Raw genomic sequence first — 17,601 nt, 5'->3', positions numbered from 1 at the left:
ATCGCTGCAAGAGTGTTTACCTATTTCTGTTCTGTAAAGGCCATGTCTGACCCATTTCCAGGAATGAATCCTTATTTGGAACATCCAGATTATTGGCCGGAAGTGCATCATTTGTTGATTGGCATTCTGGCCGAGTCACTGAATCCTCAATTGCTGCCGAAGTATCGAGTGGCGATCGAGAAACGGGTGTATCGGATGAGTGGGGACGAGGCGCTGTTGGTGGGAATACCGGATGTGACAGTGGAACGGGCGGGCAGCGCTCCCAAGGTAGAGAAATCGCCAGTCGCACTGGCGGAACCGCCCTCTGCGCCTCTGATGGTGACGGTACCGATGCCAGTGGAATTCCGCGAGGGTTATTTAGAAGTGCGCGAGACAGCAACTCAGGCTGTTATCGCTGCGATTGAAGTCCTTTCGCCGACGAATAAGCGATCGGGGAAGGGACGGGAAACCTATGAAAGCAAACGGCAGGCGGTGTTAGGTAGCCGGACCCATTTAGTGGAGATCGATCTGTTGCGGGGGGGCGAGGCGATGCCAGTGCTGGGGGATGGCAGCCCCAGAGACTACCGCATATTGGTGAGTCGCAGCGAGGAGCGTCCCCGTGCCGAGTTGTATCGGTTCGATTTGTCGGAGGCAATCCCAACGTTTCCATTACCGTTGAGAGCGTCGGATCGGGAACCGGTGGTGGATCTACGGGTGTTGTTGAGTCAGGTTTACGAGCGGGCCGGATATGAGGTGGTGATGGACTACTCCCGCGACCCGGTGCCGCCGCTATCCGATCGAGCAGCAGTGTGGATGGATAACCTGCTGCGGGAGAAGGGGTTGAGGCGATCGGGGGGATGAGTGTTTAGCGAGCGGCGATCGGTTGGGTAGTGAGAAGCTAGTGGAATACGGATTTTTTGTAGGATGGACGTGGCCTGCCCTATAGATTGGCATTCTGACCGAGTCACTAAAATACTTACATACATATGCGATCGCACTCACAAACGCAAAAAACGTCGATAATTGTATCAGGTTTTCCAAATTAGCTGCCTAGGACTTGACCCATGACCCGCCAGCAAGTCAAGCGATCCTGCCAACTCTTTGAACGCAAGCCGCAGGAGATGAGTTCCTTCCGCCGTGCTTCCGCTGCGCCTGCCGTTCCAGGCCAGGATACGATCCAGCCCTTCACCCCTTCGCAACTCCACTACGACTTCAGTCCGTTACCGATCCAACAAGCGACGCTATCAACTTTGCCCAGGGCCAAACAGAGGCATCTATCAGTAGGGAAGACGATCGAGCAGGACACGAGTCAGGCTGCCCCCAAAAACGTACGCCAAGATGGATTAAACCCTGTGCATTTCAACCAGACCTTGATTCAGCGCATGGAAGTGGAAGAGAAGCAGGAGGAGAAAGTACCACCAGAAGCAATTGCATTAGTAAAAGAGCATAAAACTCATGGAATGACTATGGCAAGGAGTGGTCCGAGTAGAATCAGGGTAGGCGTAATTAATGGTAAAAATTATTATTATAGTCCGTTCATAGATCGTGATAATGACCTAGGCGGTGGTGAAGGTGTGAAGTGCGCCAAAATATCAATTGCAGAATTTGAGAAGCCTAACGTAGCAGGAAGACTAATCATTACGCCCGATGGCCGCTACTTCTATTGGGATCATGGAGATGTATATACAGAAATCGTTCTCTGAATCAAGCGATTGAGATTTAATCTGGCAAGTGTAGCGCCAAGTCATCATCCACAAAGAGCTTGCTTGGACTAGTCTCTTTTATCTAGTGAATCTTATGGAATTTGCTATTATGAAAACCTGGAAGCATCGAGACAAAATTTCAGAAGATCCAGAGTTTTGGGAGGCTCTATTTGACCCTGAGTCAGACGCGCTCCACGTTGCTCAAATCGAACCGGTCGAGATAGACGAAATGCAAAGAAATCTTTCAGAGCAGCAAGGGAACGCTGTCATTGTGAAGATACAAGGAGCAGAGAGCCAAACAAAAGTTGGATTTTTTAACGCCGTTGCCACAGCCCTAAAGTTTCCCAACTATTTCGGCGGCAACTGGAATTCATTTGATGAGTGCATCACCGATTTGCGGTGGAATGAAGGCAATGCATATCTGTTAATAGTCGATCGGGCAGAACTTCTTTTAGGTGAGGAGGATAGTCGCAGTTTTGAAATTTTTCTGAGTATCGCGATCGCAGCCTGTGAAGAATGGAAAGAACGGAGAAGTGAGACAGCAGCAGGAGAAGAGCAGCCCATCCCATTCCATGTTTTGTTGGCGTACAGCAAGGCAGCAGAGACAGCCTTTGCTCAAAAATTGACACAAGCCATGAATCGCATCAAGCGTAGTTCAAGTGCCTCAATCGCGAATTCTGCCCATTAGTGCGAGCGGCAGATAGAGCCAAAAGAACGGCTGCAAACAAATTTCCCACCCCCTAGGGAAAATGTTTAGCGGACTAACAGTAAAGCGCCATGAGCCAGAAACGAGTAGCGGTAGCTGATGCCCATAGACACAACGATTCGCACGAGAAGGGGCGCTTCTTCCAGCAGGCTGCCCTGCGCTCTAGCCTAGAAGCAGCTAACAAAAAGCGGGGCGAGTCATCAGCGCAAGTCGGGCTACCTCGCTTTAACCTCGACATGACGAAAATCCCTGTGCAGCAGTCTGTGCAGCCGATTGCAGCACAGGATAGCACGCTAGAAGAAGAGACTCCTTCGCTCCAGGCGGTGCAGCGCATGGAGGAAAAACCGATTGAGGCGATCGAGGGGGAAGCGGTCGAAAAGTTGGAAGCAGCCGGGGGCACGCTGACTGGGAAGCTCCAATGGCAAGGATTTCTCCCAACCGATCTGGCGGAATTGGCCACAGTGTTATTGCAAATTTGTCAAGGAACGGCAGAGTCTAACGACTTTCTAAAGTTAGTGTTTAAAGATGTGGATCCCGGAGAGGCAGCGATCATGAGTTGCTGGGAATTCGTGTTTTATGTGGCCTATCGAGCTGGAGCGATCGATCGAGAATATTTGCAGACTCTGTTCAAGCTGGCAAGTCAAAAGGCGAAGACTGTATACAACAAAATATTAACTACTACAGCCACGCCTCTAGCGATAAGGTATGGCGGTTTTGGAAGCATACCAATACTGCAGATGAAAACTCATCAGAAAAACGCTTTAAACTATGCATTTCAAGGGTTCTGCCAAGTCATCGAGCCCGAGTTGGGAGTCTCAACGCAACAAAAGTGGACAGAGGGGGAAATTCCAAGCGGTTGTGTTGTCTTTTTCAATCGCTGGCTCGACCACACAGCGCTCTCCCTTGGCATGAAAGACGGGCAACAAAAGATACTCACCTTGTGGCCACATCCTACGGTTGTAGAGATGAATCTGGACGATCTCGTCACTCATATAGTAAGTTTGCGTAGACCTAAGCCAACCATTTACTTTACCAATCCTCCCTGGTTATAAACCGAATTTAGTCAGAAACCTGTAGTTTTAATGGGGCACCTTTTAGTCCCTCTCATTAACGCTGTTAACCACTGCATTCGCCCCCTAAATCCCCCATTCTGGGGACTTGTTGTCAGCAGCTCTACCTCATCCATCTTCGCCATAGCCAGCATATCGTGCGCCGCCTACATGACCCCAACTGCCATGTTCAGTAGTGGGTACTTGCTGCATTGTACATTTACCTGACGCATAGTCAGTGCAGTGGTGCCAAGTATAGCCAGTATCGTCTCCCCCCAGCGCAATGATATCTTTCGAACGAGTTCCTTTAAGCTTAAGGATTGTTTCCTCATGCGGATTCTGCCACCACAGTGCTGGCGAGTTGTATGTAGAGTCTCGCGTTACCCAGACCTTTCTATCTAGATTGCTGTGATTGCTGCCACCGAACTCATCGTAATAGTCGGATGGATCCATATAGCCGCTGGGAGCGTCATCTTCTGAGGGCTCGTACTCCGACTCCGAAGACATTTGGATTGCACAACTCATCACGTCTGTCTGCATATCGCTATGGATCTTTGCCTCGCTGACGTCTATGCTACTGTCTCGTTCTCTCTGCTGATTGCTGTGGATATCAAACTGTGTCTGACGTTCTTCGATCGCACCAACAGTCACTTTGGGCTGAATTGGCTGAATATTATTTCCATGTACGGGAACGTCAACAAAGTTGCCGTTCCAACATGATGTCGGGGCTACTGAAGATCTACCCTCTGGCTCTGGTGACGTTAGAACCGCAAGATGACGGAACCTTCCTTGACTACGTTTGGCACCATTCTGTGCTCGATATGCTTTTCGATTGGCTTCAAGTCGCTCCATAGCTCTCACTCTGGTAAATGCTCAAGCTGTTTTCTAAGGGAAAGGTCTTCGTTTAAAGTGACATTGACATCATGGCTATAGACTAAACTATCACCATAGAGCCTTACCCAGAGCTATTTCGTTCTATTAGATGTTCGATCCAATGGCCCAGCAGGTCACCGTACTGCAATGGGTGGATGGGTTTTATGAAGGGCAGTTCTATCAGGGGCATCAAGCGATTCTATCTCCATTATTCCCAGGCGTAATCTCGACCGCTGCGCAGGTTTTAGCAACGGGATACTGAGAACGGCGCTGGCGGAGTCTGCCATCCTCTCGTAACTTGCCGATTTTAAACGCCGGGATAACTGACCCATACTGTTGATGGAACTCTGACATGTAGTGCGATCGCATCCACCCAATCAATCAATCTGCGCTAGCCTTGTACTGGGTTGATACCTCGAGACACTACAGCCATGACCACTTCCAGTACGGATGTCCGCTGGACAGTTACCGATCTCGAACTATTACCAGACGACGGACGACGCTACGAAGTTATTGATGGAGAATTGTTTGTGACCAGGGCTCCCCACTGGAAACACCAAAACGTCTCCGTCAGGATTGGTATGGCCCTAGAGGGCTGGTCGATACAGAGTGGCTTAGGCGAAGCAGCTGTGAACCCCGGCCTAGTCTTCTCAGAGGCAGATAGCGTTATTCCAGATGTGGTTTGGGCTAGCCACGAGCGACTTGCAAGCATGCTCGATAAGGCTGGCCATCTCATTGCGGCTCCAGAACTAGTCGTAGAAATCTTGTCCCCCGGCGAGAAAAATGAGCGACGAGATAGGGAAGTGAAGCTGAAGCTATATTCGAGTTATGGTGTTCTGGAATATTGGATCGCCGATCGCAAACAGCAAAAAGTAGAAGTCTATCGTCGCGATCGCGGTATCTTAAAATTAGTCCTTTCCCTGCACGCAGATGATGACCTGACCAGCCCCATCTTGCCAGAATTTAGCATATTAATTAGCCAATTATTTTAGCCCTAGGCTGATTTGAGCCGTGTGAAACTGAGGTTTTAGGATATGCACGACAGGAGGATTTTGTGATGATTGACAAAGATGCAGATCCTGACGGGAGGAGCTTAGTTTGGCGGGCTGACGGAGAGCGAATGCTATGCAACACACTGGGTTGCCCGCAATAATAAGAGTAAGATATTGAAGCTAAATGGGGAGGCAGCGACAATGCCGCACCAGCGAGTAAACCAGCCCGAGCGACCCCCCAGACAATCGCGATCGAATCGAGAACTGTTCCCCCGAACCTCTGTTCGAACAACTGACTCTCTCAACCCCATCCCCGCCAGAGCATCCAGCTTTCAGGCAGACCTCACCCAGGTGCCGCTGATGCCTCCCGCTGCCCATATCAAGCGTCAGCCTATTCAGGCAGTAACATCAGCTCACCAGAATCGTTTGTCCCCACCTCCCAGTGGCACTAGCGGTCAATCGATTCCCGCTTCGCTCCGCACCAAGATGGAAAAATCTTTCAACACCAGCTTTGCGGATGTCAAAGTCCATGAAGGACCGCAAGCTAAATCGCTCAATGCGATCGCCTACACTCAAGGCAATCAAATTCACTTTGCCCCCGGCCAATTCAAACCTCAAACCTCTTCGGGGCAAGCCCTCCTCGGTCACGAACTCGCCCATGTCGTGCAACAGCGCCGAGGCCGCGTCAAACCCACATCCCAGATTAACGGCTTGCCGCTGAATGATAACCCTGCCCTAGAGCGGGAAGCCGATCGTTTGGGCCTCAAAGCCGCTCGGACCTAGCAGTCCAATCGACCTGTCGCAATCATTCCATCACTACCCTTGCATAGGCTTTGCGTTCCACTGGCAGGACAGCACCCATGCCCCATCAGAAGGCCACCCGCAACCCCAATCGACTGGAGCGTCCATCTCCACTCACCCAGAGTATTTTCCAGCGAACAGCGACCCATCGCGAGCCAGAGAGATCGACCGCGAGCGTCCCTCCGCCAACCTCTCGCACCCGCATGGATCTAACGCAAATACCGCTACAATCGCAAGTACCGCTACAATCTCCCCAAACAACCCCTGTCCGAGCCCAGCAAGACACAGGCCCGAGACAATACAGCATCGCTTCCCCTAAACCGAGTGACAATGGCTATCAAGAGATTGCAGCCATCTCCAGCGATACCAAACAACAAGTTGGACGAGTCAAAATTAAAGGTTCGGCAGAGACCCAAAAAATGGAAATCGCCTCTCTCCGGGTAGACCCCGGCCATCGGCAACAGGGCGTTTCTAAATCTCTGATTTCTGCTGCTACCTCGGCTGGTCAACAGCAAGGTTACCGTAAAGCCAAATTGGGGGTCGACCCAGAAGCACCAGGTATGGGTCGGAGTACTTTAGAGGGGATCTACGGTCGGCAAGGATTCAAGAAAAACGGCGCTGTCGAACGGGGCAATCCACTGATGGAGCGCCGCCTCTAAGGCGATGTTGGGGATTTACTTCGAGTCGTCCAACGACAAAATGGCCATGAATGCCGATTGGGGAACGTCCACCGTGCCCACCGATTTCATCCGCTTTTTACCCGCTTTCTGCTTCTCCAGTAGCTTGCGCTTGCGAGAGACATCGCCGCCGTAACACTTGGCCAACACGTTCTTGCGCAGAGCTGGAATCGTCTCGCGGGCGACGATCTTGGAACCGATCGCCGCTTGGATGGGGACGACAAACTGATGGCGGGGAATCAGTTCCCGCAGTTTGCTCACTAAGGCTTTACCGACGTAATAGGCTTTATCGGTGTGGACGATGCAGGAGAGGGCATCGACAATCTCGCCGTTAATCAGCACGTCGAGGCGGACGAGCTTGTCCTCTTGGTAGCCGTGCAGGTGATAGTCCATGCTGGCGTAGCCGCGCGATCGCGATTTGAGCCGATCGAAAAAGTCGGTCACCACTTCCGCCAGCGGCAATTCATACACCAGAGTGGTGCGGCCCTGAGCCAAATAGCGCATATCTTTAAACTCGCCGCGCCGCGTTTCGCACAACTCCATCATCGCCCCCACAAACTCTTCGGGGATGATGATTTCTACTTTCACGATTGGCTCTTCAATTTTGAGTCGTTCGTTGGGGGCAGGCAGTTGGGTGGGGTTGTCGATTTCGACCACCGATTCGTCGTTGAGGGTGACTCGATAGATGACTGACGGGGCGGTGACGATCAAGTCCAGATCGTACTCCCGCTCCAGACGCTCCTGCACGATTTCCATATGGAGCAGGCCGAGGAAACCGCAACGGAAGCCAAAGCCCATTGCTCCCGAGGTTTCCGGTTCGTATTGCAGGGCGGCGTCGTTGAGCTTGAGTTTTTCGAGGGCTTCCCGCAATTCGGGAAATTGGTCGGTGGAGGTGGGAAACAGGCCGCAGAATACCATTGGCTTGGCTTCAACGTAGCCCGGTAGGGGCTTGGAGGCTTTAGCAGTCGCCAGGGTGATGGTATCGCCGACGCGGGCATCTTCGACGGTCTTGATGGCGGCGCTGAGGTAGCCCACTTCTCCGGCGTGCAGATCGCCAACTTGTTTCTCCTTTGGGGTGAGAACACCCAATTCGTCTAACTCGAAATCGCGACCGGAGGCCATGAAATGGACTTTTTCTTTGGCGTCGAGCACCCCGGCCATGACTCGGAAATAGACGATGACGCCGCGATAGGGATCGTAGTAGCTATCGAAGATGAGGGCTTGGAGCGCGTCGTTGACGGTGTCTTGGGGGGGCGGGATGCGTTTGACGATCGCCTCTAAGATCTCGTCAATGCCAATGCCTTCTTTGGCGGAGGCGTAAATGGCGTCGGTGCAGTCGAGGCCGACAATTTCTTCAATTTCAGCGATGACGCGATCGGGGTCTGCGCCGGGGAGATCGATCTTGTTGAGGACGGGGATAATTTCTAGGTCGTTTTCGATCGCCAAATACACGTTCGCGAGCGTCTGGGCCTCCACCCCTTGCGAGGCATCGACAACGAGGAGGGCTCCTTCGCAGGCGGCCAGCGATCGCGACACTTCGTAGGTGAAGTCCACGTGACCGGGGGTATCGATCAGATTGAGAATGTAGTCTCGACCATCTTTGGCAGTGTAGTTCAAGCGAGCAGCCTGCAGCTTGATGGTGATGCCCCGCTCTCGCTCGATGTCCATCGTGTCGAGAAACTGGTCTTTCATATCCCGTTCGGAGATGGCCTCTGTGGCCAGCAGGAGGCGATCGGCCAGGGTGGATTTGCCGTGATCGATGTGGGCGATGATGGAAAAATTGCGGATACGGGAGACGGGAACGTCGGTCATGACCGCGACAGACTCGAGGAAAGATCTTTACAATCCTATCGTCTTTGTCCTTGCCCGTTGCAGAATCATCCCGTGCTGTCCTCGGCATCCACCATGAGCACCACCGACGATCGCCCCTCTACTCGATAGGTATCTGCCTTAACGGGGTCTGACGCATCCAACTCGCAAAACGTCTGCGGCAGGGGCAGGGCTGTGTCCACGAGCCGATACCAACGCTCCCCGTGCCCCAAAGGCGGTAACTCGAACTCTAGGGGCTGCCAAAACGCATTGAAGATGACGTGCAGAAATTCATCGGCTTCGGGATGGCGCAGCGAAAACGCCAAGCTGCGAGATTGCTCCGACCAATCGGGTTGTCCCAACTTCACCCCGTGCCAACACAGGTGGGGGTTTCGACTCACGTAAGCCACTTCCAACCGGGTTTCTTGGGAAAATAGTGACAGCCTTTGGGTAAAGTCAATCAGCCGCCGCACAAAACACCACAAATCGAACTCGCGCTCGATCGCATCCCAATCAAACCAACTCAGCGCGTTGTCTTGGCAATAGGCATTGTTATTCCCCCACTGCGTGCGACTCACCTCATCTCCCATCCACAGCATCGGGGTGCCCTGCGACATAAACAGAATCGTGAGGAGATTTTTGATTTGCTGCAGCCGTAAGGCTTTCACCTGGGGGTCTTCAGTCTCCCCCTCTACACCGCAATTCCAACTGTAGTTGTCGTTGGCCCCATCTCGGTTGTCTTCGCCGTTGGCTGAGTTGTGTTTGATGTTGTAAGCCACCAAGTCGTGCAGGGTAAAGCCATCGTGACAGGTGATGAAGTTGACACTGCGGTTGATATCGGTATCCTCGCGGGCATAGATATCCGGGCTGCCCAGAATGCGATCGGCCAATCTCGGCACCATGCCCGCATCCCCTTTGACAAACCGGCGCACGTCATCCCGAAACGGACCGTTCCATTCCGCAAACCAATCGGCCAATTCCACAAACTGACCGACGCTATACAGCCCTGCCGCATCCCAAGCCTCGGCAATCAGTTTGGTCCCTGCCAACACCGGGTCGGATTCGATCGCCCATAACAGACTCGATGTCCCCCTCCTCGCACCGATGGGGTGACCGTAAATATCGCGGGCTAAAGCAGAGGCCAAATCGAAGCGAAATCCATCCACATGCATTTCCAACACCCAGTAACGCAAGCAATCGAGAATCATCCTGATAACAATCGGATGGTTGCCCTTGAGGGTGTTACCGCAGCCGCTAAAGTCGCAGTAGTGGGCTGGATTATCTCGATCCAAAATGTAATAAACCTGGTTGTCTAACCCTCGAAAGGAAAGGGTGGGGCCGCGACTGTCGCCTTCGCTGGTGTGGTTGAAGACCACATCCAAAATCACTTCAATGCCAGCGCGGTGAAGGGCCTTGACCAGATCGCGAAATTCGTTGACGGGGCCGAGGGGATCGCGATCGCTGCTGTAATGGGGTTGAGGAGCAAAGAAACCAATCGTGCTGTAGCCCCAGTAGTTCGCCAATCCCGGTCGGGCATCGGCGGGGTCGAAGGCATGGATGGGCAAGAGTTCTACAGCGGTGATGCCCAGATTTTTGAGATAGGGAATTTTCTCTTTGAGGCCGGCAAAGGTCCCCCGCAGTTCGGGGGGGAGCCCGGAGTTGGGGGTGCGGGTAAAGCCCCCGACGTGCATTTCATAGACGATTGTGGTGGAGTAGGGGGTGCGGGGATGGCGATCGCCTTCCCAGTCGTAGTCTTTAGGGTTGACGACCGCGCCTCGTAGCGATTGGGGGCAATTATCTCCAGGCTGGCTGGCGGCGGCGCGGCTGTAGCGATCGAGCCCCACAATGGCTTTGGCATAGGGATCGAGCAAGACTTTTTGACTGTCAAACCGATGGCCGAGCTCGGGTTCAAAAGGACCGTAGGCTCGGTAAGCATAGACCTGTCCGGCGGCGATGCCGGGAACGAAGATATGCCAGTAATGATAGGTATTGTTGGCTTTCGGATCGAGCCGTATGGTTTGGCTGGGGTGAGGATCGTCGGGGCGATCGAAGAGGAGTAATTCTATAGCTTCGGCATGTTGAGAAAAAATGCAGAAGTTGACTCCATTGGGATAAACGCTTGCTCCTAAGGGACTGGTTTGGCCATCTGAGGCGATCGGTTGCATGGGGAGAGGTCGGTAGACAATATGTAGACAATATTCAAAGACAGCGCAACCGTTTGTGGACACTTAGCTGGTAGGATTCTGTCGATCCTAAAGGGTCTCTCGCAATGTACGCAAGAGACCCTCGTTCGCAATGCAACTGGTTATTTTGGCTGAGTGAATGTCTAGCCTTCCACTACCAATTCATAGTCCAAAGTCGGATTGAGGGGGCAGCTATAGACATATCGACCCGGTCGCAGCTCGACAGTGTAATCTTTTGTTTGACCGTCAAATAGGCCGCCGCCAGACACACTGGGTAGGACGGCTCTGCTGAGCCCCGCCCCGCGCAGCCAAAAGCCTAGCTGGTAGGGCACACCTTTGTTGGTGACTCGGAAGGTATATTCACCTGCAGGTAACGTCAGCGCCTGCAGAGTGCGATCGTCCTTTGTGGAAGCATTAATTTCTTTACAGTCATCGGCAGACTGAGATTCAAAACCCAAGTTCACCCCTTCACTTTCCAAGAACTGACAGGACACTTGAGTCAGTTCGATCACGTTCTGGCCATCGATTTCCTGAACTGCCAAGTTGTAGTCAGTACTGTCCGTCGCTGCTGCCGAGCTGCTAGCGCAGGGATTTGCACAGGGATTTGCACAGGGGTTTGCGCAAGGACTCGCACAAGGACTGGCGCAGGGAGCAGCGATCGCCGCTCCAGAATTAGCCGTATTGGAGGCAAAAAAATTGCCCACCCGAGGAGCCGTAACACCGACACCAACAGTCAGGGCAGCGGCAATGCCAATGAGAGCAAAATGTTGAACTTTCACGAGTTGAGTCTCCAGAATAAAGAGTGATGATTTGCCAGCTACAGCAGGTTAGCTGGCGCAGCCTGCCATAGGAAATGGAGCGCGAACACTACTAGGAGCGCGCTCCAAGGTCAGTCATTGCTAGCTAGCACAGGGATTTGCGCAGGGGCTGGCACAAGGACTAGCGCAGGGACTCGCACAAGGACTAGCGCAGGGACTCGCACAAGGGCTGGCGCAGGGGCTCGCACAAGGACTAGCGCAGGGACTCGCACAAGGGCTGGCGCAGGGGCTCGCACAAGGACTAGCGCAGGGACTCGCACAGGGACTCGCACAAGGGCTGGCGCAGGGGCTCGCACAGGGGCTGGCGCAGGGGCTCGCACAAGGGCTGGCGCAGGGGCTCGCACAGGGGCTGGCGCAGGGGCTGGCACAGGGACTGGCACAGGGACTGGCGCATGGACCGGCGATCGCGGTGCCGGAGTTGGAGGCCAAGTTAAAGCCTTGAGGAACGGGAGCACCGACACTCAGAACAGCAGCAACAGCAATGAGAGCAAAATGTTGGACTTTCACAGTTGAGTCTCCAGAAGAATAGTTACAAGTGGCTAGTCGTAAAGGCGCGATTGCCCCGATATCAAGGATGGAGAATACAACTCAAGGTGCCCTGAAGTTCATCTGAAAAATTTCCCAGGGATACTTCCCAGTTCTCTCAGTCCGGCAGTCAATCAAACCCGGCAACTTGCAAGGACACTAATGCGTGTAGAATCTCCGATCCCCACGACCTCGTTCCTAACAATAGACATTCCAGGCCGGATTTTAGTTCCTGGGAAAATTCGACTCGACTTGAAATCTAGGTCGCGATCTAGATAAACATCCCTACAATACTTTCCCCTATAAGGGTTTCAGCCTTTAGGCGCTGATGGAAGCAACTCCGGGATCTGACACAAACACAAGGAGATACGCAGGGTTTGAATACACAAATCGAGCATTTTGGCAATCTAAAATCAGTAAACACCCTCAGATTTTCATGTCAGCAGGCTATCGTATCGGACGGTAGTTTGGAGATACGCTAAAGATAGCCATGCAGTCAATTCCAAAGGATGCCTCACTCTTCAGATTAGCTGTAGCGATCGCTAAGCTTCTAGCGACAATATCTTCTAACGACGATATAAATGCGTCACTGCGTCACCGTGATTGCGGGCACCCCAACCGAGATTTGAGATCGCGCGATGCAATCTAAAAACTGTATGGGAGGATTCTCCATGCCCCCTGCACCAGACCTTCAAGCACCTGCCCAATCCTATGTCCGCAGCGCCACCAGTCGCCTGCGCAGACAAGCCATCTACCGCCGCCACTGCATTGCTCGCTATGCTCGCCTGCGCACTCATATTAAAGGCCCTCCAGCGGCGATCGCCTTTGGCCCTCAATTAGCTCTCGGAACCCAACCAATCTGTCGATCTTGTCGCTACTACGCCAACAAACCGCAATTGGTCTGTGCCCTCCACCCCAGTGGTCCGGGCGATCGCCTCTGTTCCGATTGGCAGCGCTCCTCCACATCCCGAGAACAAGCGGCCAACGAATCCACTTGACAACAAGCCAAAAAACGGTAACAATGAATACAGAAATAAATCGTTCATCTTTTCCTAGCCCCAATCAAGCGGTGAGAAAAGACGGAAGTAGGGATTGACACCCCCGAAGGAACGCGCCTCTTGTGACGTTCTTACACATGTCACACACAACATCCACACGTTCGGATTACTGGAGGCGAATTGAACATGGATATTTTATATCGCGGCCATCATGCGGATTACGTTCCCCCGCAGGCCCCTACAACAGATGAAGTCTTAGCCGGTAAGTTTCGCGGCCACGACTTTCGCATTCGCAAGCAAGTCAAGCGCAATGTCCTTCGCAGCCCTTTCAAAATGCGGTTTCGGGGCCACTAAACCTGAGCTTTTAAGAACGTAGCTTTGAAGTTTGGGAGGGGTTGTACTGCGGCTTGCCTGCGGCGCTAAAACCATCAACCTAGCTTTTGAAAGTCGAAAGCTAGGTTGTCTTCCCGAGCTACTTTCTTCAGGTTAGTGAAGCCAACTCCCACTCGCTCGATGTTTGTTCGATGCTACTTAATTAGAGGTTTTCAATCGTCATGAATCTGCAATTTCTTGGCAGTCGGTTCGACTACGCCCCCCCTACCGCTGAATCGACTAACGAAGTCTTGAACGGTCAATTCCACGGCCGCGAGTTTGCTATTCGCAAACAAGTGAAACGGAATCCCCTTCAGGCTGCCAAATACACCATGAAATATCGAGGTCACTAGGGGCAAAGCCTGCTAGCGGAGCTCTATTCCCCAATTACAGTACCTCCTCAATTGAGGAGGTACTTTGTTTGAGCAGTTGAGGCGATCGCCGCATCTCGCAAAACTAACCCACTGCAGTGCCCAACTCACTGCAGTACCAACTCACTGCAGTGCCCAACTCACTGCAGTACAATGTCAGCAAGCAACTGCTGCCGCATACTGTATTCCCCACTCACTCCTATCCCACTCGTCCCGGCGAACCGGCCAAACTGCCAGCTGGTCAAAGGCTCAGTGACTTGTATTTACGTCCCCCAATTGCTGGCAATCACCATCGCTAGCAGAATTCAGATTTGAGAGTGTGAGCGCAGAAACGACTCAATCCATCTCTATTCCAACTGACGCTCAACTTCGACAGAGGGGCGTACAGCGGGTGCTACTGATTACATTACTGCTCAACCTAGCCGTGTTTGCGACGAAGGTCGTCCTGAGCATAACCACGGGCTCCCTCAGCCTCATGGCCGATGCCCTCCATTCAGTTGCCGACAGCGCCAGCAATATTCTCGGCTTAGTGGCCATGCGGCTGGCAGATCCCAAGCCCGATTGGGACCATCCTTACGGTCATGCCAAATTTGAGTCGATTGGGGCATTGTTCATTGCCGCTTTTCTGGGGATAGCCTGCTTAGAAATTGTGCAATCGGCCTTGAGTCGCTGGCTCGATCCCGAGAGCGGCCTGGAATTATCGGTGGACGCTTTGACCTTCAAGCTAATGGTTGGGGTGTTACTAGTCAATATTGGCGTTACGGTCTACGAACGCTGGCGGGGGAAAGTGCTCCGCAGCCCGTTACTGCTGGCGGATGCCCGCCACACTACGAGCGACGTGGGGATTACGATCGCCGTCTTGCTGGGGTTGTGGGGGGTGCAGCAGGGCTGGTTGTGGTTAGATACTGTTTTGGCTTTTCCAGTAGCGGTGTTGGTGGTGTGGAGTGCTTGGGAAGTGCTGCAGGAAAATATACCGGTGTTAACCGATCGCGTCGCGATCGCTCCCGAATCCATCTACAAGGTTGCAATGGATGTGGAAGGGACGATCGACTGTCACGCAATTTCGTCTCGGGGCATTGTGGGGCAGCGCGTCTTTGTGGAGATGCACTTAGTTGTAGAACCTTTGGATGTGGAGTCAGCCCACAGGATTTCAGAACAGGTGGAGTTGGCCCTGCAAGACAAGTATGGGGATGTGCGGGCAACCATCCATATCGAGCCTTACGATTATATCGAACCGTTCGATGCCGACTCTCCGCCGTCGTGAGTACCTGTCAGCACCAGGGGCAAGCGCACCATTGCCGCACAATACTCAGTCTGTATAGAAAAATTTCGTGACGTAGTTGACAAGCGAAGATCCGCCCCTTTAGGATGAATGAGGTCAAGCGGCAGGAAGCCCGCAGGTCAATGCTTAGGCCCCCATCGTCTAGAGGCCTAGGACACCTCCCTTTCACGGAGGCGACAGGGGTTCGAACCCCCTTGGGGGTATGAGATTAGCAAGTGCGGCGCAAGGGCGCTGCACTTGTTTTTGGTGCAATGGGGCGATCGCTAGTCCATCAACCTTTAAAGGCTCTCGCCCTGCTGCTCGCGAAATTGCGCGGGGGTTTTAGGGAGTGGGCTGTACCAATTCCAAATACCGCGACCCTGTTTTTGAGCTACTTCTTCTGCCGCTAGCAGCTCGTTGAGATACTTCGTGTCGATGGGCTCGGTTTCTTGAATGGCGTGACCGAAAATTAACACTTCCTCATTAATCAAAGTATTGCCCTGCCAGAGATAAGCCGGAAAAATGCTGTCATCTAGACTGGGCGGTTCGATTAGCTCGACATAAACCGTTTGACGATTAATCCGATCCTGCAGGTACTGACCGGAGAAGTAACTCCACTGCATTTGCGCTTCTAGGGGCAAATCGACTCCGGCAATATCGAGTTCGACCAACCGATGGGTGGGTACGCTGCCCGGATTGGGACTGCCGTCATCCACAAATTTCACTACCACAGTATCGCCATCCACCACCCGCAGCACCTGGGCTCGATATAACTGCGATAGCGGCGGTCGCACTGCTTCTGTCGGCAACGCACTCGCGGTCAGTGCCGCGATCGCCATCCCAACACCTCCAAGCGAGGTCCATGCCAGCATCCGAACGGACCCATGCAGGGAAGAATGGGCGCAATCGCTTTGGGGAAATAACTTTGCCATTGTCGGTGCCTCGACGGCTAGTAACTTTAACAACTGTTACTAATTTACAAAAAATCGTTGAAAAAACTTGCGATCGCTCTCCATCAATCTCGAACTTCGCCTGTCGATGGTCAAACTTCAAGTGCGATCGCCACCCGGGTCGGTCCAACCCAACGGCAAGCCAGATCGGTGCAATCGAACGGGGACTGGCCCCTCTGCCCAACGACGACTGGTTACATCATGATGGTGAACGGAATGGGATCGCTGTTTCCTTCCGCCGAAATCAACTCAACCCGCTTCTCGCCAGGGTAGGTGCTGTAGTCTACCTCGAAGGTAATCGTCAAAGCTTCGGCAGTCTGTTGGGGGGGCTGCCCCAAGCGACCGTAGGGATCGCCAATCGTTGTTTTAACCCCCTTGGCTGCCGGAGCCACCTTCACATCTGTCACCGTATCGAGATGCTCCCCCTCCAGCGTACAGACCAAAACATCTCCCAAAAAGGCTTCCAACGGCCAGGTAAGATTCACTCTCGGCTTGGGCATAGAAAAACAGGTCCGCGCTCAGTTCCCCTTTAGTTTAAGAGGGTGTGGAGAAACTGTGCTGGGGGGCAGGGGTTTTGGTAAATTTTGTAGGGTTGCCGCTCTCGATTCGAGAATTGCGCTAGATTGCTGTCTGTGCCGTTATTTGCGATTGTTTCGAATGTTTTCCTCTGAAGACTTTGCCAAGGCCCTAGAAGAGTACGACTACTCATTTGAAGTGGGGCAAGTGGTGACTGGAAAAGTGGCTGTGGTCGATCGCGATCGGGCCACGATCGATATTGGTGGGAAGTCGGCGGGGGTATTGCCTTTGCGGGAGGCGTCGCTACAGCGCATTGACGGGCTGGATAAAATCCTTGAGGTGGGCGAGGAGCGCGACTTTTTGGTGGTGCGCGGGCAGGATGAGGACGGGCAGATTACCCTGTCGATTCGTCGCCTAGAGATGCAGCGGGCTTGGGAGCGGTTGCAGGAGGCGCAGGCCAATGGGGAAATTGTGCAGGCAACGGTGACGGGGCTCAATCGCGGTGGGGCGTTAGTGAAGTTGGATGGATTGCGGGGGTTTGTACCGCGATCGCACCTTTCCCAGCCAGATGCGATGGATGCGTTGGTGGGGGAGACGCTGACCTTGGCGTATTTGGAGGTGAATCCCGAGACCAATAAGTTGGTGCTATCGGAAAAGTTGGCTCGGCGATCGATGGTGACGCAAGACTTCTCGGTGGGGCAGTTGGTGGATGGGACCGTTGCTGCCGTAAAGAATTTTGGCGCGTTCATTAACTTCGAGGGCACCACCGGATTGCTGCATATTAAAGAGGTCAGCCAGGGATTTGTGAGGGATATTGAGGCGGTGTTCCAGGTGGGGCAGCCGGTCAAGGCGGTCATCATTAGTATCGACGAGGCGCGCGGTCGGGTGGGTCTATCCACTCAGGTCTTGGAGAAATCGCCAGGGGAGATGCTGACGGACGCGGAGCGGGTGTTTGCCGAGGCAGAGAAGCGGGCAGCGGCGGTTCAAAATAAGTTGTAGCGCTGTTGAGACAGGCGAT

The 17,601-nt window shown here is 53.2% G+C and carries 21 protein-coding genes, 1 tRNA gene and 1 riboswitch; of the genes, 15 read left to right on the top strand and 7 right to left on the bottom strand.

The annotated features are described in order from the left end of the window. Positions 1-42 precede the first annotated feature (42 nt). The 4 genes from SYN7336_RS14725 (at position 43) to SYN7336_RS14710 (ending at position 3,440) form a co-directional block, all read left to right on the top strand. Positions 43-840: a DUF4058 family protein gene (locus SYN7336_RS14725; protein ID WP_026101028.1), complete on the top strand. Its 798-nt coding sequence runs from the start codon at positions 43-45 to the stop codon at positions 838-840. 203 nt (positions 841-1,043) lie between these two features. Next, positions 1,044-1,682: a hypothetical protein gene (locus SYN7336_RS14720; RefSeq protein WP_038026006.1), complete on the top strand. Its 639-nt coding sequence runs from the start codon at positions 1,044-1,046 to the stop codon at positions 1,680-1,682. 94 nt (positions 1,683-1,776) lie between these two features. Next, positions 1,777-2,370: a barstar family protein gene (locus SYN7336_RS28095; RefSeq protein ID WP_017326716.1), complete on the top strand. Its 594-nt coding sequence runs from the start codon at positions 1,777-1,779 to the stop codon at positions 2,368-2,370. A 350-nt stretch (positions 2,371-2,720) separates the two neighbouring features. Then, positions 2,721-3,440 (top strand): hypothetical protein, encoded by a 720-nt coding sequence (locus SYN7336_RS14710; protein ID WP_156820163.1) that lies wholly within the window; start codon positions 2,721-2,723, stop codon positions 3,438-3,440. Between the two features lie 126 nt (positions 3,441-3,566). Here the strand turns inward: SYN7336_RS14710 and SYN7336_RS31530 are convergent, their stop codons facing one another. Beyond that, complete coding sequence (locus SYN7336_RS31530; protein ID WP_162139111.1) at positions 3,567-3,962, bottom strand: HNH endonuclease; 396 nt, start codon at positions 3,960-3,962, stop codon at positions 3,567-3,569. 21 nt (positions 3,963-3,983) lie between these two features. On the opposite strand from SYN7336_RS31530, the gene SYN7336_RS31525 reads away from it, so the two are divergent. The 4 genes from SYN7336_RS31525 to SYN7336_RS26050 all read left to right on the top strand — a co-directional run bounded on the left by SYN7336_RS31525 (position 3,984) and on the right by SYN7336_RS26050 (position 6,762). Further along, on the top strand, positions 3,984-4,157 hold the full coding sequence (locus SYN7336_RS31525; protein WP_162139110.1) for a hypothetical protein: 174 nt from the start codon (positions 3,984-3,986) through the stop codon (positions 4,155-4,157). A gap of 584 nt (positions 4,158-4,741) precedes the next feature. Next, complete coding sequence (locus SYN7336_RS14690; RefSeq protein WP_017326711.1) at positions 4,742-5,302, top strand: Uma2 family endonuclease; 561 nt, start codon at positions 4,742-4,744, stop codon at positions 5,300-5,302. A gap of 201 nt (positions 5,303-5,503) precedes the next feature. Next, on the top strand, positions 5,504-6,085 hold the full coding sequence (locus tag SYN7336_RS28090) for a DUF4157 domain-containing protein (RefSeq protein WP_017326710.1): 582 nt from the start codon (positions 5,504-5,506) through the stop codon (positions 6,083-6,085). A 77-nt stretch (positions 6,086-6,162) separates the two neighbouring features. Continuing rightward, positions 6,163-6,762, top strand: coding sequence for an N-acetyltransferase (locus SYN7336_RS26050; RefSeq protein WP_038026001.1), 600 nt, complete (start codon positions 6,163-6,165; stop codon positions 6,760-6,762). 15 nt (positions 6,763-6,777) lie between these two features. Here SYN7336_RS26050 and lepA read toward each other — a convergent pair whose 3' ends face one another. From lepA to SYN7336_RS30945, 4 genes are all read right to left on the bottom strand, one after another. Continuing rightward, complete coding sequence (gene lepA, locus SYN7336_RS14670; RefSeq protein ID WP_017326707.1) at positions 6,778-8,592, bottom strand: translation elongation factor 4; 1,815 nt, start codon at positions 8,590-8,592, stop codon at positions 6,778-6,780. A gap of 65 nt (positions 8,593-8,657) precedes the next feature. After that, positions 8,658-10,754, bottom strand: a complete 2,097-nt coding sequence (gene glgX, locus SYN7336_RS14665) for a glycogen debranching protein GlgX (RefSeq protein ID WP_017326706.1) — start codon at positions 10,752-10,754, stop codon at positions 8,658-8,660. Between the two features lie 161 nt (positions 10,755-10,915). Continuing rightward, a complete protein-coding gene (locus tag SYN7336_RS28085; protein ID WP_017326705.1) occupies positions 10,916-11,551 on the bottom strand; it encodes a hypothetical protein in 636 nt (211 codons plus the stop codon). 280 nt (positions 11,552-11,831) lie between these two features. After that, positions 11,832-11,984 (bottom strand): hypothetical protein, encoded by a 153-nt coding sequence (locus SYN7336_RS30945; RefSeq protein ID WP_017326704.1) that lies wholly within the window; start codon positions 11,982-11,984, stop codon positions 11,832-11,834. 802 nt (positions 11,985-12,786) lie between these two features. On the opposite strand from SYN7336_RS30945, the gene SYN7336_RS14650 reads away from it, so the two are divergent. The 6 genes from SYN7336_RS14650 to SYN7336_RS14625 all read left to right on the top strand — a co-directional run bounded on the left by SYN7336_RS14650 (position 12,787) and on the right by SYN7336_RS14625 (position 15,341). Next, a complete protein-coding gene (locus SYN7336_RS14650; protein WP_017326703.1) occupies positions 12,787-13,113 on the top strand; it encodes a hypothetical protein in 327 nt (108 codons plus the stop codon). Between the two features lie 39 nt (positions 13,114-13,152). Next, positions 13,153-13,231: riboswitch (Glutamine riboswitch) on the top strand. A 68-nt stretch (positions 13,232-13,299) separates the two neighbouring features. Next, positions 13,300-13,467 carry a DUF4278 domain-containing protein gene (locus SYN7336_RS28995; protein ID WP_017326702.1) on the top strand — a complete coding sequence of 56 codons (168 nt, stop codon included), beginning with the start codon at positions 13,300-13,302 and terminating at the stop codon, positions 13,465-13,467. Between the two features lie 200 nt (positions 13,468-13,667). Then, entirely contained in the window at positions 13,668-13,838 is a 171-nt protein-coding gene (locus SYN7336_RS28990; protein WP_017326701.1) for a DUF4278 domain-containing protein, read from the top strand. 116 nt (positions 13,839-13,954) lie between these two features. Beyond that, on the top strand, positions 13,955-14,155 hold the full coding sequence (locus SYN7336_RS14635; protein WP_017326700.1) for a hypothetical protein: 201 nt from the start codon (positions 13,955-13,957) through the stop codon (positions 14,153-14,155). Positions 14,156-14,175: 20 nt separating this feature from the next. Next, positions 14,176-15,120, top strand: a complete 945-nt coding sequence (locus SYN7336_RS14630) for a cation diffusion facilitator family transporter (RefSeq protein WP_017326699.1) — start codon at positions 14,176-14,178, stop codon at positions 15,118-15,120. 148 nt (positions 15,121-15,268) lie between these two features. After that, positions 15,269-15,341 (top strand) — tRNA-Glu (locus SYN7336_RS14625). A 75-nt stretch (positions 15,342-15,416) separates the two neighbouring features. Here the strand turns inward: SYN7336_RS14625 and SYN7336_RS28080 are convergent. Both SYN7336_RS28080 and SYN7336_RS14615 read right to left on the bottom strand, forming a co-directional pair. Next, positions 15,417-16,049, bottom strand: coding sequence for a thermonuclease family protein (locus SYN7336_RS28080; protein WP_083885747.1), 633 nt, complete (start codon positions 16,047-16,049; stop codon positions 15,417-15,419). Positions 16,050-16,261: 212 nt separating this feature from the next. Then, entirely contained in the window at positions 16,262-16,567 is a 306-nt protein-coding gene (locus SYN7336_RS14615; protein ID WP_026101027.1) for a hypothetical protein, read from the bottom strand. A 157-nt stretch (positions 16,568-16,724) separates the two neighbouring features. Here SYN7336_RS14615 and SYN7336_RS14610 point away from each other — a divergent pair, with 157 nt between their 5' ends. Continuing rightward, positions 16,725-17,582, top strand: coding sequence for a S1 RNA-binding domain-containing protein (locus SYN7336_RS14610; RefSeq protein WP_017326696.1), 858 nt, complete (start codon positions 16,725-16,727; stop codon positions 17,580-17,582). Positions 17,583-17,601: the final 19 nt, after the last annotated feature.

Source organism: Synechococcus sp. PCC 7336 (assembly GCF_000332275.1).
GTDB lineage: Bacteria > Cyanobacteriota > Cyanobacteriia > Thermostichales > PCC-7336 > PCC-7336.
Note: the sequence above shows the minus strand (reverse complement) of the source record. Positions and strands in the feature narration are given on the sequence as shown.